The following is a 13,457-nucleotide window of genomic DNA, read 5'->3' on the forward strand; positions in this document are numbered from 1 at the left end:
TGAAGGGAAGAGCTGATGGCGGAGCCATTGGACGAATACATCGACGCGGTCGGGCGTGCATTGGCTCTGCCGATCGAGGACGCGTGGCGCCCGGCGATTCGCGCCAATCTCGAGGTCTCGCTGAAGATGGCGAAGCTGGTCGACGAATTCTCCCTGCCTGACGAAGCCGAGCCTGCCAGTGTCTTCACCGCTTGATCCTGCCGACATGACCGCGCGCGCGATTGCGGCCGCAGTCGCCACCCGCAAGCTCTCCGCCGTCGAGGCCACCGACGCTGCGCTGGCGCGGATTGCGGCGCGCGATGGTGTGCTGAATTCCTTTACGGACATCACCGCCGAGCGTGCGCGAGCGAGGGCGCGCGCCGTGGATGCGGCCATCGCTGCGGGCAAGCCGGTCGGCCCGCTCGCCGGGGTGCCGTTCGCGGTGAAGAACCTGTTCGACGTCGCGAGGCTGCCGACCCGGGCCGGCTCCAGGATCAACCGTGATCGAGCGCCCGCGACGCGCGACGCGACGCTGATCGAGCGCATGGAGGCGGCCGGCGCCGTCCTCGTCGGTGCGCTCAACATGGGCGAATACGCCTACGACTTCACCGGCGAGAACGTGCATGACGGCCCGTCGCGCAATCCGCATGATCCGACGCGGATGAGCGGCGGCTCGTCGGGCGGCTCGGGCAGCGCCGTCGGCGGCGGCCTGGTGCCGATCGCGCTGGGCTCCGACACCAACGGCTCGATCCGCGTGCCGTCCTCGTTCTGCGGCATCTTCGGTCTCAAGCCGACCTATGGCCGGCTGTCGCGCGCGCGCTCGTTTCCGTTCGTCATGAGTCTGGATCATCTCGGTCCGTTCGCGCGCTCGGTCGAGGATCTCGCGCTCGCCTATGACGCCATGCAGGGGCCCGATCCGGACGACGCCGCGTGCACCACGCGGGCACCGGAGCCGGTCTCCGGTCGGTTCTCGCAAGCCATCGGCGATCTGCGCATCGCCCTTGCCGGAGGGCACTTCCAGAAGAATCTGTTTCCCGAAGCCGCCGAAGCGGTCGCTCGTGTCGCGGCCGCGCTGAAGGTCACCGAGGTGATCGAGGTGCCCGAAGCGGCGCGCGCCCGCGCCGCGGCTTACGTCATCAGCACCACCGAGGGCGCCTCGCTGCATCTCGACCGGCTGCGCACGCGCCCGGGTGATTTCGATCCGGCGGTGCGCGACCGCCTGATTGCGGGTGCGATGATTCCGGCGCCGATGGTCGACCGCGCGCAGAAGTTTCGCCGCTGGTACCGCGCCCAGGTGCTGGAGCTGTTCAAGTCCGTCGACGTGCTGATCGCGCCCGCAACGCCCTGCGTTGCACCCAAGCTCGGGCAGACGACCTTCGTGCTCGACGGCGTCGAGCTGCCGGTGCGCGCCAATATCGGCATTCATACCCAGCCGATCTCGTTCATAGGGCTTCCCGTCGTCGCCGTTCCGATTCCGCTCGAGCCGATGCCCATCGGCGTGCAGATCATCGCGGCGCCGTGGTGCGAACATGTCGCATTGCGTGTGGCCCACGCCTTGCAACAGCTTGGCGTCGCCGCTGCGCCGGCCCCGCGAGGAGTTCTGGAGAATGGAAGTCGATCTGCCTGACGTCGTCGCGGAAGTCACCGCGCAGTTCCAGCGCTATGAACAGGCGCTGGTCAGCAACGACGTCGCCGTGCTCGACGAGCTTTTCAAGCAGGACTCCCGCACGCTGCGCTACGGCATCGGCGAGAACCTCTACGGCTACGGCGAGATCGCGGCATTTCGCGCCGCGCGTTCGCCGGCCGGGCTGATGCGGCGGACCGCGCGCACCGTGATCACCGCTTACGGCCGTGACGCCGCGGTCGCCTCGACGCTGTTCTATCGCGACACCGCGCCCGGCAAGGTCGGACGCCAGATGCAGACCTGGATCCGGTTTCCGGAAGGCTGGAGAATCGTCGCTGCCCATGTCAGCATCATCGATGAAGCAAAAGGCGGCTGAGGATGAGCCTGGACGATCTTCCGCCGCGAACGCGGCAGCGGCCCGCCCGCGACTCCGAGATCAAGCGCATCGACCGCGCGCCGCCTGCGGTTGCGAAGATCACCCGCGCCGAGGAGTTGCGCCTGCAACTCGCCGATGAGATCGTGCGCGGCGCGCTGGCGCCGGGGGCGCCGCTGGACGAGACCGAGATCGCCAAGCGCTTCAACGTCTCGCGCACGCCGGTGCGCGAAGCGCTGCGTCAATTGGCGACGTCCGGCCTGATCGAGGCGCGTGCACATCGCGGCGCCGTGGTAGCGCGACCGTCTGCAGACCGCCTCACCGGCATGTTCGAGGCGATGGCCGAGCTCGAGGGCCTGTGCGCCGGTCTCGCGGCGCAGCGCATGACGCCGGTCGAGCGGCAGCGGCTGGAAGCCATCCACGAGGAGCTGCGCAATCTCAGCCACGCCGGCAATCCGGAGCGCTTCCACGAGGTCAACGAGCGCTTCCACAACGCGATCTATGCCGGCGCGCACAATGCCTACATCGCCGAGATCACCTTGGCGACGCGGGTGCGTGTGCAGCCGTTCCGCCGCGCACAGTTCCGCAATCTCGGCCGCCTCGCCAAGTCGCATGCCGAGCACGACCGCGTCGTCGTCGCCATCCTGCGCGGCGACAAGGCCGGCGCGGCGAGTGCCATGAAAGCCCACATCGAACTGGTGCGCGGCGAATACGAGATCTACGCCGTGTCGGTGTAGCTCTTCGTTCGAGCGGTAGGGTGGGCAAAGCAGCCGCCGTCAGGCGGCAGCGTGCCCACCGTCGGGCCACGGACTCCGCGGCGAAACGGTGGGCACGGCGCCACCGCGATCTCGCTCGTTGGGACAGTACGGGCGCGCCTTTGCCTACGCTACGGCAGCGCACGTAATCATGACGCGCGAAATAGATCAGCCCTTCTGCGCCATATACGCTCGCCAGCCGCCGAACTCCGAGATGTCGCGGGCGCCATCGAGCGCGGCCGGCTCGACGAGGAAGCCCTTGGCGGTGCGGCCGTCCGCCAAGCGGATGGTGCCGACCGACAGCGGCGGCGGAATCAGGTTGACGAATTTGCCGAAGCTCGCCGCCGACAGCGCCCAGAGCTCGACGGCCATTGCCGTGCCCTGGCCGTCGTCGATCCGCAGCATGCCGGGCTTGGGCGGCGTGGTCGACAGCGCGTAGAGCTTGTAGTCAGGCGCGGTGGTCGTTGCTTCCAGCAGGCGGCCGCCGAGAGCGGTCAGCTCGTGATTGAGCGCCATCCCTGAGAGATGCGCGCCGACGACGACGATGGCGATCTCGTCGCCATGCAGTGACGGCGACACGGGCGCGAGCGGCGGCAGCGGGACCGGCTGGGCGCCGACCGGCAGCGCCGTGTCGGTATGGAAGGCGCGGCCGAGACTGGCGAGCGCCGCATCGCGCCCGGCTGGCGCCAGCAGCGTGATGCCGAACGGAATGCCGTCGCCACGCATCGCTGCCGGCACTGCCAGCCCGCACAGGTCCAGCAGGTTGACGAAGTTGGTATAGGTGCCGAGCCGGCTGTTGAGCTCGATCGGGTTGGCGAGCACGTCCGCCGTCGTATAGGCGGTCGGCGCCGTTGGCAGCACCAGCGCATCAAGGCCTGAGAAGGTGCGCTCGGCGACCTTGCGCAGGGCCTGCAGGCGGTACAGCGCAGCAAAGGTATCAGCGGCGCTGCCGCGCGCGCCGCCGATGGTGATCTCGCGCGTCACGGGGTGGATCGCATCGGGATCGGAGGCGAGGAGATCGCGGATCACGAGATAGCGCTCGGCGACCCAGGGGCCTTCATAGAGCAGCCGCGCGGTCTCGTAGAACGGCTCGAGGTCGAATTCGACCAACTCGGCGCCGAGCTTGACGAAGCGCGCGGCCGCAGCGCCATAGGCGGCGTCCGCTGCCTTGTCGCCGAAGAAGATCAATTGCCCGGGGCGGGGAATGCCGAGCTTCACGCCCTCGGGAAATGCCGTCACGGCCCCAAGCGGCCGGCCGCGCGAGAACGGATCGAGCGGATCCGGCGCCGCCAGCACCGAGAGCGCTGCGACGGCGTCGTCGACCGTCAGCGAGAACACCGAGATGCAGTCGAGCGTGCGGCAGGCCGGCACCAGGCCGGAGGTCGAGATCATGCCGAGGCTCGGCTTCAGGCCGACGATGTTGTTGAGCATCGCCGGCACGCGGCCGGAGCCCGCAGTATCCGTCCCGAGCGCGAGCGGCACGAGACCCGCGGAGACGGCGACCGCCGAGCCCGAGCTCGATCCGCCCGGAACGAGATCGGCGCGCACCGGATTTTTCGGAATGCCATAGGGCGAGCGCACGCCGACGAGGCCGGTGGCGAACTGGTCGAGATTGGTCTTGCCGATGATGATGGCGCCGGCGGCGCGCAGCCGCGCCACCGCGGTGGAATCACGAGATGGCGTATAGGCGAAGGCCGGGCAGCCGGCGGTGGTCGGGAGGCCCGCCACGTCGATGTTGTCCTTCACCGCAACGGGCACGCCGTAGAGCGGCAACGATCTGTCCCTGTCGGCGAGGGTTTCGGCCTCCGCGAGCGCGTCCTTCTCGCCGCGCAGGCTGATGAAGATGGCGGGGTCGTTGTGCGCGCGAATCCGGGCGTAGCAGCGCGCGATCGTGTCGCTTGGCGTTGTCAGGCCGGCGCGATGGGCGGCGACGATCTCGGCAATGGTCTCGGTCACGCGGCGCTCCGCGTCTCGTCCGAGCCCAAACTCTGGCCTGCCATTTCCTTGCGCTCCGCTTCGCCAATCCGGCTGCGAACGTAGCAAGCCATGTGCCATTGTGTACACGGCGGGGATGCGGGCCTGATAAGGAAAAATCTTGAAAGTCAGTGGGTTGGTGCGCCGTCCGGCAGGCCGTCGGGCATTCGGATGTGGTTGCCGAAGGCGATTTGCCTAATTTCTGAGCAGGCTTGGCGCCGCCGCCTAGTACCCGCGCCGCTCGGCCTCCCCGCCGGTGATGCGCGCGAGCCGTGCCTCGGTGGCCGAGCCGGCGCCACGGGCCGTCCGGAACGATGCGGACGGCGGGCGACCCACGGTAGCTCCCGACGATGGCGCGTCGTCAGCCCCGCTGGGGAAGAACAGCAGCGCAACGCTTAGGCCGAGATTGACCAGGGCGCCAACCCATGTGCCGTGGTGCGATGATGTCGCCGCGTATTCGGGAAACCGGCCGGCGATCACGTAGTCCAGCACCATGACGGCGATCCAGGCCGGGATCACACAGACCGGGTCCCAGCCGATGTCGCGAAAGCGCATCGCCTGCAGCATCAGGTTCGCCACCAGGCACAGGCCGATCAGCACCACGATCGGCAAGCTCACCGTCAGCTCCGACTTCTGAGGGGCGAGGGCGGCAAGACCGACGGCCACGACCACGATCAGGACCACCGAAACCAGCGCAAGACCGAGCGAGGCGAGAAAATATTGCAGACGGCCGAGACGCGCATTGAAACCGAAAATGAACCCCAACATCCGCCTCTCCCCGCAGGCCACGCCGCAATCGGGAGCGCAGCCGACACGGCATATCAGGGCGAAATTGCCGCGCGCCTTCGCCGATAGCTAGAATTTGAAGGATCGAGTGCGACGGCGCTTTCGCGCTGCGGGATCTCATGCGGCCGAAAATATATCGTTGCTAAAGCAACTAATATGTGGAACGATCGACCCGATCAGCAATGGAGGCGCGGGATGATCCGCGTCTCGAAGAAGGGACGGGAACGTCATGCGCAGCCTGCTCGCCGCAGGCGCGGCCGCTTGCGCGCGCGCCAACAGATTGCCGCAGCGGACGGGTCAGCCGTTCGGCGGCGCCTGCCTGAGTGGCTCAGCTCGCGCCCGTGACGGCGTCGAGATTGTCGTGGATTCGGCGCAGCAGCGTGATCAGGACTTCCCGCTCATCCTTGTCGAGACAGGCGAGCAGACGCCGCTCGCGTTCCAGCGCGGCGATGATGACCTTGTCGTGCGTCGCGCGGCCCTTGGCCGTCAGCGAGATCGAATGGCTGCGGCCGTCCTCCGGATCGTTGCGGATCACGATCAGGCCGCGGCCCTTCATCAGCGCCAGCGTACGGCTGACCGGCCCCTTGTCGAAGCCGATCACGCTGCAGATGCGCGAGGCCGGGATGCCCGGCTCGATCGCCAGCAGCGACATGATACGCCATTCGGTGACGTTGACGCCGAAATTGCGCTGATAGAACGCGGTGGCGCTGTTCGACAGCTTGTTGGCGATGAAGGTGATGAAGGCCGGCACATAGCGGTCGAGATCGAGCGTGAGGCCTTGCCCCTCAGCTTCGCGCGGCTGCGCCTTGCGCGGCGTCCCGGATTTCTCGCTCATGATCCCCAACGTCCATGCATCGCCACTCATACGGATACGAAAAGCCGCATGACAAGGCCAAACTTCGGGAGCTCCGCATGAACCCAACAGGTCTTTCCCCCGCTGCCGGCGTGGCGCCGGTCATCCCGCACCTCGCCATCGACCCGTTCTCGTATGAATTCTTCGACGATCCCTATCCAGCGCATCAGGAGATGCGCGAGGCCGGCCCTGTCGTCCATCTGGACGCGTGGAACGTCTACGGCGTCGCCCGCTACGCCGAGGTCTATGCCGTCCTCAACGATCCCCAGACGTTCTGCTCCAGCCGCGGCGTGGGCTTGAGCGACTTCGCCAAGGAGAAGCCGTGGCGGCCGCCGAGCCTGATCCTCGAGGCGGATCCGCCGGCGCATACGCGCACCCGCGCCGTGCTGAGCAAGGTGCTGTCGCCGGCCGTCATGAAGCGGCTGCGCGACGGCTTCATGGCGGCGGCCGAGGCCAAGATCGACGAGCTTGTAGGCCGGGGCTCGTTCGACGCCATCCCCGATCTCGCCGAGGCTTATCCGCTGTCGGTGTTTCCCGATGCGCTCGGGCTGAAGCCGGAGGGGCGCGAGCATCTCATTCCCTATGCGAGCCTGGTGTTCAACGCATTCGGCCCGCCGAATGAGCTGCGCCAGCAGGCGATCGAGCGCTCAGCGCCGCACCAGGCCTATGTCACGGAGCAGTGCCAGCGCGACAATCTCACGCCCGGCGGCTTCGGCGCCTGCATCCATGCCTTCAGCGACAGCGGCGAGATCACGCCGGCTGAGGCGCCGTTGCTGGTGCGCTCGCTGCTGTCGGCCGGCCTCGACACCACCGTCTATGGCATCGGCGCCGCGGTGTATTGCCTGGCGCGCTTCCCCGATCAATGGGCGCGGCTGCGCGCCGATCCGTCGCTGGCGCGCAACGCGTTCGAGGAGGCCGTGCGGTTCGAAAGCCCGGTGCAGACCTTCTTCCGCACCACCACGCGTGACGTCGAACTCGGCGGCGTCACGATTCCCGAGGGCGAGAAGGTGCTGATGTTCTTAGGTAGCGCCAATCGCGACCCGCGCCGCTGGGAGCAGCCGGACAGCTACGACATCACCCGAAAAGTCTCAGGTCATGTCGGCTTCGGCTCGGGCATCCACATGTGCGTCGGCCAACTCGTCGCGCGGCTCGAAGGCGAGGCGGTGCTGACGGCGCTCGCCCGCAAGGTCGGGAGCGTCACGATGAGCGGCGAGCCGAAGCGCCGCTACAACAACACGCTGCGCGGGCTGGAGAGCCTGCCGGTCACCTTTACTCCAGCCTGAGCTGTACCATGACCACGATCACCTTCATACATCCCGACAACCGCAGCGAAAGCGTGGAGGCCGAGGACGGCGCCAGCGTCATGCTGGCGGCGCTGACCCACGGCATCGACGGCATCGTCGCCGAATGCGGCGGCAACGCCGTCTGCGCCACCTGCCACGTCTATGTCGACGGCGCCTGGACCGGCAAGCTCGATCCCGTGTCCGACGATGAGGATGCGCTGTTGGACGGCACCGCAGCCGAGCGGCGGCCGAACAGCCGGCTGTCCTGCCAGATCAAGGTGCAGCCGGCGCTGGCCGGACTGGTGGTGCGCATTCCGGATCGGCAGAGCTGATTTCGCAACTGGAGACGATCTCCAGTCGCAACGACAACAATCAAACAAGCAACACACACGGGGAAGGACATCATGAAGCAGCTCAATTCGTGCTCGCTGGCGCTGGTCGCAATATTCTGCCTTGCAGGCGCGGCGCGGGCCGGCGAGATCTCGGACAATGTCGTACGCGTCGGCGTGCTCAACGACATCTCCGGCATCTTCCAGGACACCAACGGCATGGGCTCGGTTGAGGCCGCGCGCATGGCGGCGGAGGATTTCAACGGCGGCGGTAAAGGCATCAAGGTCGAGATCGTCTATGCCGATCACCAGAACAAGGCCGATGTCGGCTCGGCGATCACGCGCAAATGGCTCGATGTCGACAAGGTCGATGCCGTCGTCGACGTGCCCAACTCGGCCGTGGGCCTCACCGTCAACGAGCTGCTGCGCAACAGCCGGATGACGTTCCTGGCGTCGTCGACCGCGAGCTCCGATCTGACCGGCAAGGCGTGCTCGCCGAACACCATTCAGTGGGTCAACGACGCCTGGGCGACCGGCAACACCACGGCGGCTGCGATGATGGGCCGCGGCGGCAAGGACTGGTACTTCATCACGGTCAACTACGCGCTCGGCCAGGGCATCGAGGCGGAGGCCACCAACTACATCGAGAAGCACGGCGGCAAGGTGCTCGGCTCGGCCAAGCATCCGCTCGGCACGACGGACTTCGCCTCGTTCCTGCTGCAGGCGCAGGGCTCGAAGGCCAAGGTGATCGGGCTGGCGAATGCCGGCGGCGACACCATCAATGCGGTCAAGCAGGCGTCCGAGTTCGGCATCCAGCAGGGCGGCCAGTCGCTGGTCGCGTTCCTGCTGTTCATCAACGACATCCATGGCATGGGCCTGAAGGCGGCGCAGGGCCTGCAACTGCTCGAGGCCTTCTACTGGGACATGGACGACGACACCCGCGCTTTCGCCAAGCGTTTCGCGGCGCGCCCCGGCATGAACGGCAAGATGCCGAGCGGCAACCAGGCCGGCGTCTATGCCTCGACGCTTGCCTATCTCAACGCGGTCGCTGCCACCGGCAGCGATGATGCCAAGGACGTCGTGCCGCAGATGAAGACGGTGAAGGGCAAGGACAAGCTGTTCGGCGATGTGACGATCCGGGCCGACGGCCGCGTGATCCACCCGATGTATCTGTTCGAGGTCAAGAAGCCGGAGGAGTCGAAATATCCTTACGACTACTATCGTCTGGTCTCGACGATTCCGGCCGAGCAGGCGTTCCGGCCGATTGCGGACGGTGGTTGCGCGCTGGTGAAGTGACGCTCGTTGCGAGTGATACCGAGAGTATCGCAGCCGGCCGTGTCAGGCTGACGCGGCCGGTTCTGCTGTGCTGCGGTATCCTTAACAGGCACTATAGTTCTTGCCTTTGTCCGTTTCCGGGAATTATGGTGCATGGATCGACGGCGCGCAGGATGAGCACCGCGCGACGGATGCTGCGGCGAAACGCCGCCGCTGGTCGTGCTACTGCGTGCCGGCGACGAAACAACGATAAGAACGATTTGCTTGAGGGGAGGGAAGACCATGAAGAGGTTCTGGCTGGCAGGCGCCGCGGCGCTGCTGTTTTCGAGCACGGCTTTTGCCGGCGACACCATCAAGATCGGCTTCGTCTCGACGTTCAGCGGCCCGACCGCGGTGATCGGCAACGACATGCGCAACTCGTTCGAACTCGCGCTCGACCATCTCGGCCGCAAGATCGACGGCAAGCCGGTCGAGGTGATCTACGAGGACGACCAGCAGAAGCCTGACGTCGGCAAGCAGAAGACCGAGAAGCTGGTGCAGTCCGACAAGGTCGACTTCATCGTCGGCTACATCTGGTCGAACGTGCTGCTGGCGTCGCTGAAGACCGCGGTGGATTCCCAGACCTTTCTGATCTCGGCCAATGCCGGCCCGTCCCAGCTCGCCGGCGAATTGTGCTCGCCTTACGTGTTCTCGACCTCCTGGCAGAACGACCAGACGCCGGCCGCGATGGGCCTCTACATGAACCAGAAGGGCGTCAAGTCGGTTTTCCTGATCGGCCCGAACTATGCGGCCGGCAAGGACATGCTGGCGGGCGTGAAGAGCACCTTCAAGGGCCAGGTCGTCGGTGAGGAATACACGGTGTGGCCGAGCCAGCTCGACTTTTCCGCCGAGCTCTCCAAGGCGCGCGCCTCGGGCGCCGAATCCATCTTCGTGTTCTATCCCGGCGCTGCCGGCGTGCAATTCCTCAATCAATATTCGCAGGCCGGCCTCAAGGAGAAGATGCCGCTCTACACCGCCTTCACCGTCGACGAATTGTCGCTGCCGCTGCAGAAGGACAATGCGATCGGCGTGCCCGGCGCCCAGGAATGGGTCAACGACCTGCCGAACGAGCAGAACAAGAAGTTCGTCGCCGACTACCGCAAGAAATACACCGGCCTGCGTCCGACCTATTACGGCGCCCAGGCCTATGATGCGGCCCAGCTGATCAACAGCGCCGTGGTTGCGGTCAAGGGCGACACGTCCAAGAAGGACGCGATGAAGGCCGAGATGGAGAAGGCCAACTTCAAGTCGCTGCGCGGCTCCTTCAAGTTCGGCAACAACCACATCCCGATCCAGAACTTCTACCTGCAGGACGTGGTCAAGGACGCCGACGGCCAGCTGTCGCTGAAGACGGTTGCCACCATCGTCGAGAACGACCAGGACCGCTTCCACGACAAGTGCCCGATGAAGTGAGCGGAAAGAATTCCGAGCCAGGGGACGAAACAGGCCTGGAATTTGCTTGAAGCTTAAAACATCTCCGGCCTAAGATCGGGACGGACATGGCGGCAGCGCCTGGAACGGGTTCTGCCGCCGTCTTTTTGAGCGTGAAGTGAGGGGCATGCTTCTCGTCGTCGAACAATTCCTGAACGGGCTGCAGTTCGGACTGCTGCTGTTCCTGCTGGCCGCCGGCCTGACGCTGGTGTTCGGCATCATGGACCTCGTCAACCTCGCCCACGGCTCGCTCTACATGATGGGCGCCTATTTCGCGGCGACCTTCGTGGCCTGGACCGGCAGCTTCGTGCTCGGCGCGGTCATGGCGCTCGGTGCCACGCTTCTGCTCGGCATCGTGCTCGAATTCACGGCACTACGCCATCTCTATGGGCGCGACCATCTCGACCACGTGCTCGCGACGTTCGGCCTGATCCTGTTCTTCAACGAGGCCGTCCGGCTGATCTGGGGCCCGGCGGGACTGGCGCTGCCGCTGCCGTCCTGGCTCGCCTTCCCGGTCACGATCCTGCCCGGCATCCAATATCCGGCCTATCGGCTCGCGATCATCGTCGTGGCGTTGCTGGTGGCGCTTCTGCTCTATCTCGGCGTGATGAGGACGCGGATCGGCATGCTGATCCGCGCAGGCGCCTCCAACCGCGAGATGATCGGCGCGCTCGGCATCAACATCAAGCTGCTCTACACCTTGGTGTTCGGCCTCGGCGCCGCGCTCGCCGGCCTCGCCGGCCTCATGCAGGCGCCGATCCTCACGGTGCAGATCGGCATGGGCGAGAACATCCTGATTCTCGCCTTCGTGGTGATCGTGATCGGCGGCATCGGCTCGATCCGCGGCGCCTTCATCGCGGCGATCATGATCGGCCTGATCGATACCATGGGCCGCGCCTTCCTGCCCAATCTGCTGCGCCAGGTGCTGAACTCGGCAGCAGCCTCCACTGCGGCGCCGGCGATGTCGTCGATGCTGATCTATCTCCTGATGGCGATCGTGCTGGTGGCGCGGCCTGAAGGTCTGTTTCCGGCCAACCGCAGATGAAATCCTCGCTCAACGTTTCGACCTTCGTGGCCATCATCGTCGTGGCCGGCCTGGTGCTGCTGCCGGTCTATTCGAACCTCTCCGGCAACATCTTCATCCTCACGCTGTTCACCCGCATCGTGATCCTGGCGCTCGCGGCCGTCAGCCTCAACCTGATCATGGGCTATGGCGGCATGATGAGCTTCGGCCATGCCGCCTATCTCGGCATCGGCGGCTACGCCGTCGGCATCCTGGCGCAGGAGGGCATCGGCTCCGGCTATGCCCAGTTCGCGGTCGCCATCGCGGTTTCGGCGCTCTATGCGCTGGTCATCGGCGCGCTCTCCTTGCGTACCCGCGGCGTCTATTTCATCATGATCACGCTGGCCTTTGCGCAGATGGCCTACTACGTCGCGTCCGGCCTCGCCCGTTACGGCGGGGATGACGGGCTCACCGTCTACAAGCGCAGCGATTTCGGTGGCCTCATCAATCTCGGCAACCGCGTGCAGTTTTATTACCTCTGCCTGTTCTGCCTGCTCGCCGTCGTCGTGCTGGTCTGGCGCATCGTCAATTCGCGCTTTGGTCTCGTGCTGCAGGGCCTGCGTTCCAACGAGCAGCGCATGCAGGCGATCGGCTTCCCGTCGAAGCGCTACAAGCTAGCCTGCTTCGTCATCGCCGGCATGCTGTGCGGGCTGTCCGGCGCGCTGCTCGCCAACAACACCGATTTCGTCAGCCCTGCCGTGATGTACTGGACCCGCTCCGGCGACCTCATGGTGATGGTCATCCTCGGCGGCATGGGCACCCTGATGGGGCCGGTCGTCGGCTCGGTGGTGTTCCTGGTGCTGGAAGAGGTGCTGTCGCAGATCACCGAATATTGGGCGCTGATCATGGGGCCGCTGCTGCTCCTGATCGTGCTGTTCGGCCGCGGCGGCATCATGGGCATGCTCGGGAGGTTGAACCGTGGCTGAACCTCTGCTTCGCGTCGACAATCTCGTGCGCCGCTTCGGCGGCATCATCGCCACCGATCACGTCTGTCTCGACGTTGCCAAGGGCGAGATCCACGCCATCATCGGGCCGAACGGCGCCGGCAAGACCACGCTGATCAGCCAGCTCACCGGCCACCTGGCGCCGCATGCGGGTCGCATTTTCTTAGGGGGCCGCGACATCTCGCATTTCCCCGCCTATAAGCGCAGCGCGCTGGGGCTGGCGCGCTCGTTCCAGATCACCTCGCTGCTGACCGACTTCACCGCGGCCGACAATGTCGCGCTTGCGGCGCAAGCTCATGACGGTAAGCATTCGTTCCGCTTCTTCGCCGCCGCGCGCAAGGACAAACCGCTGCGTGCCGCCGCGCACGCCGCGCTGGAGCGCGTCGGTCTCGGCCATCGCGCCGACGTGCTGGTGTCGAAGCTCAGCCATGGCGAGCAGCGCGAGCTGGAGCTCGCGGTCGCGCTCGCGACCAAGCCGCAGCTCCTGTTGCTCGACGAGCCGATGGCCGGCCTGGGGGTGACCGAGTCGCAGCGCATGGTGAAGCTGCTGAACGAGCTGCGCAAGGAAGTGTCGATCGTGCTGGTCGAGCATGACATGGAGGCGGTGTTCGCGCTCGCCGACCGCATCTCGGTCCTCGTCTATGGCCGCATCATCGCCTCGGGCAAGCCGGACGAGATCCGGCAGAACGAGGAGGTCAAGCGCGCCTATCTCGGCGATCAGCATGTGGTGGTCGGCCATGGTTGATCTG

Annotated in this window: 14 protein-coding genes; 11 read left to right on the forward strand and 3 right to left on the reverse strand. The window is 66.1% G+C overall.

Going from position 1 to position 13,457, the window contains the following annotated elements:
- The first annotated feature begins 15 nt into the window (after window positions 1–15).
- From QW881_RS26305 to QW881_RS26320, 4 genes are read left to right on the forward strand one after another with little or no spacing between them, the layout of a single operon-like run.
- On the forward strand, window positions 16–195 hold the full coding sequence (locus QW881_RS26305; protein ID WP_315757667.1) for a DUF4089 domain-containing protein: 180 nt from the start codon (window positions 16–18) through the stop codon (window positions 193–195).
- Between the two features lie 10 nt (window positions 196–205).
- The gene (locus QW881_RS26310) at window positions 206–1,606 is read left to right on the forward strand and encodes an AtzE family amidohydrolase (protein ID WP_315757687.1); all 1,401 of its coding nucleotides are present in this window, start codon (window positions 206–208) and stop codon (window positions 1,604–1,606) included.
- On the forward strand, window positions 1,587–1,979 hold the full coding sequence (gene hpxZ, locus QW881_RS26315; RefSeq protein WP_315757666.1) for an oxalurate catabolism protein HpxZ: 393 nt from the start codon (window positions 1,587–1,589) through the stop codon (window positions 1,977–1,979). Before QW881_RS26310 ends, hpxZ begins: the two co-directional genes overlap by 20 nt.
- A 2-nt stretch (window positions 1,980–1,981) precedes the next feature.
- Window positions 1,982–2,713: a GntR family transcriptional regulator gene (locus QW881_RS26320; RefSeq protein WP_315740542.1), complete on the forward strand. Its 732-nt coding sequence runs from the start codon at window positions 1,982–1,984 to the stop codon at window positions 2,711–2,713.
- Window positions 2,714–2,899: 186 nt separating this feature from the next.
- On the opposite strand, the gene atzF is transcribed toward QW881_RS26320, so the two are convergent.
- The 3 genes from atzF to QW881_RS26335 all read right to left on the reverse strand — a co-directional run bounded on the left by atzF (window position 2,900) and on the right by QW881_RS26335 (window position 6,326).
- Window positions 2,900–4,687 (reverse strand): allophanate hydrolase, encoded by a 1,788-nt coding sequence (atzF, locus tag QW881_RS26325; protein WP_315757665.1) that lies wholly within the window; start codon window positions 4,685–4,687, stop codon window positions 2,900–2,902.
- 243 nt (window positions 4,688–4,930) lie between these two features.
- Window positions 4,931–5,473, reverse strand: coding sequence for a DUF805 domain-containing protein (locus QW881_RS26330; RefSeq protein ID WP_315757664.1), 543 nt, complete (start codon window positions 5,471–5,473; stop codon window positions 4,931–4,933).
- A 346-nt stretch (window positions 5,474–5,819) separates the two neighbouring features.
- Window positions 5,820–6,326: a MarR family winged helix-turn-helix transcriptional regulator gene (locus tag QW881_RS26335; RefSeq protein ID WP_315757663.1), complete on the reverse strand. Its 507-nt coding sequence runs from the start codon at window positions 6,324–6,326 to the stop codon at window positions 5,820–5,822.
- Window positions 6,327–6,403: 77 nt separating this feature from the next.
- Between QW881_RS26335 and QW881_RS26340 the strand changes: the two genes are divergently transcribed.
- The 7 genes from QW881_RS26340 (at window position 6,404) to QW881_RS26370 (ending at window position 13,453) form a co-directional block, all read left to right on the forward strand.
- On the forward strand, window positions 6,404–7,627 hold the full coding sequence (locus QW881_RS26340) for a cytochrome P450 (protein ID WP_315757662.1): 1,224 nt from the start codon (window positions 6,404–6,406) through the stop codon (window positions 7,625–7,627).
- Between the two features lie 8 nt (window positions 7,628–7,635).
- The gene (locus QW881_RS26345) at window positions 7,636–7,959 is read left to right on the forward strand and encodes a 2Fe-2S iron-sulfur cluster-binding protein (RefSeq protein ID WP_315740537.1); all 324 of its coding nucleotides are present in this window, start codon (window positions 7,636–7,638) and stop codon (window positions 7,957–7,959) included.
- A gap of 72 nt (window positions 7,960–8,031) precedes the next feature.
- Window positions 8,032–9,252, forward strand: a complete 1,221-nt coding sequence (locus tag QW881_RS26350) for an ABC transporter substrate-binding protein (RefSeq protein ID WP_315757661.1) — start codon at window positions 8,032–8,034, stop codon at window positions 9,250–9,252.
- Window positions 9,253–9,513: 261 nt separating this feature from the next.
- Window positions 9,514–10,683, forward strand: coding sequence for an ABC transporter substrate-binding protein (locus tag QW881_RS26355; protein ID WP_315757660.1), 1,170 nt, complete (start codon window positions 9,514–9,516; stop codon window positions 10,681–10,683).
- A 145-nt stretch (window positions 10,684–10,828) separates the two neighbouring features.
- Window positions 10,829–11,746 (forward strand): branched-chain amino acid ABC transporter permease, encoded by a 918-nt coding sequence (locus tag QW881_RS26360; RefSeq protein ID WP_315740534.1) that lies wholly within the window; start codon window positions 10,829–10,831, stop codon window positions 11,744–11,746.
- Window positions 11,743–12,690 (forward strand): branched-chain amino acid ABC transporter permease, encoded by a 948-nt coding sequence (locus QW881_RS26365; protein WP_315757659.1) that lies wholly within the window; start codon window positions 11,743–11,745, stop codon window positions 12,688–12,690. Before QW881_RS26360 ends, QW881_RS26365 begins: the two co-directional genes overlap by 4 nt.
- Window positions 12,683–13,453, forward strand: a complete 771-nt coding sequence (locus QW881_RS26370; RefSeq protein ID WP_315757658.1) for an ABC transporter ATP-binding protein — start codon at window positions 12,683–12,685, stop codon at window positions 13,451–13,453. Before QW881_RS26365 ends, QW881_RS26370 begins: the two co-directional genes overlap by 8 nt.
- Window positions 13,454–13,457: the final 4 nt, after the last annotated feature.

It is taken from the genome of Bradyrhizobium sp. SZCCHNS3016, from assembly GCF_032484535.1.
Taxonomy (GTDB): domain Bacteria; phylum Pseudomonadota; class Alphaproteobacteria; order Rhizobiales; family Xanthobacteraceae; genus Bradyrhizobium.

Bases quoted from the DNA above. Each gene is read 5' to 3' on its own strand.
- QW881_RS26305 (WP_315757667.1), top strand. From the start codon at position 16: ATGGCGGAGCCATTGGACGAATACATCGACGCGGTCGGGCGTGCATTG.
- QW881_RS26310 (WP_315757687.1), top strand. From the start codon at position 206: ATGACCGCGCGCGCGATTGCGGCCGCAGTCGCCACCCGCAAGCTCTCC.
- hpxZ (WP_315757666.1), top strand. From the start codon at position 1,587: ATGGAAGTCGATCTGCCTGACGTCGTCGCGGAAGTCACCGCGCAGTTC.
- QW881_RS26320 (WP_315740542.1), top strand. From the start codon at position 1,982: ATGAGCCTGGACGATCTTCCGCCGCGAACGCGGCAGCGGCCCGCCCGC.
- QW881_RS26330 (WP_315757664.1), bottom strand. From the start codon at position 5,473: ATGTTGGGGTTCATTTTCGGTTTCAATGCGCGTCTCGGCCGTCTGCAA.
- QW881_RS26335 (WP_315757663.1), bottom strand. From the start codon at position 6,326: ATGAGCGAGAAATCCGGGACGCCGCGCAAGGCGCAGCCGCGCGAAGCT.
- QW881_RS26340 (WP_315757662.1), top strand. From the start codon at position 6,404: ATGAACCCAACAGGTCTTTCCCCCGCTGCCGGCGTGGCGCCGGTCATC.
- QW881_RS26345 (WP_315740537.1), top strand. From the start codon at position 7,636: ATGACCACGATCACCTTCATACATCCCGACAACCGCAGCGAAAGCGTG.
- QW881_RS26350 (WP_315757661.1), top strand. From the start codon at position 8,032: ATGAAGCAGCTCAATTCGTGCTCGCTGGCGCTGGTCGCAATATTCTGC.
- QW881_RS26355 (WP_315757660.1), top strand. From the start codon at position 9,514: ATGAAGAGGTTCTGGCTGGCAGGCGCCGCGGCGCTGCTGTTTTCGAGC.
- QW881_RS26360 (WP_315740534.1), top strand. From the start codon at position 10,829: ATGCTTCTCGTCGTCGAACAATTCCTGAACGGGCTGCAGTTCGGACTG.
- QW881_RS26365 (WP_315757659.1), top strand. From the start codon at position 11,743: ATGAAATCCTCGCTCAACGTTTCGACCTTCGTGGCCATCATCGTCGTG.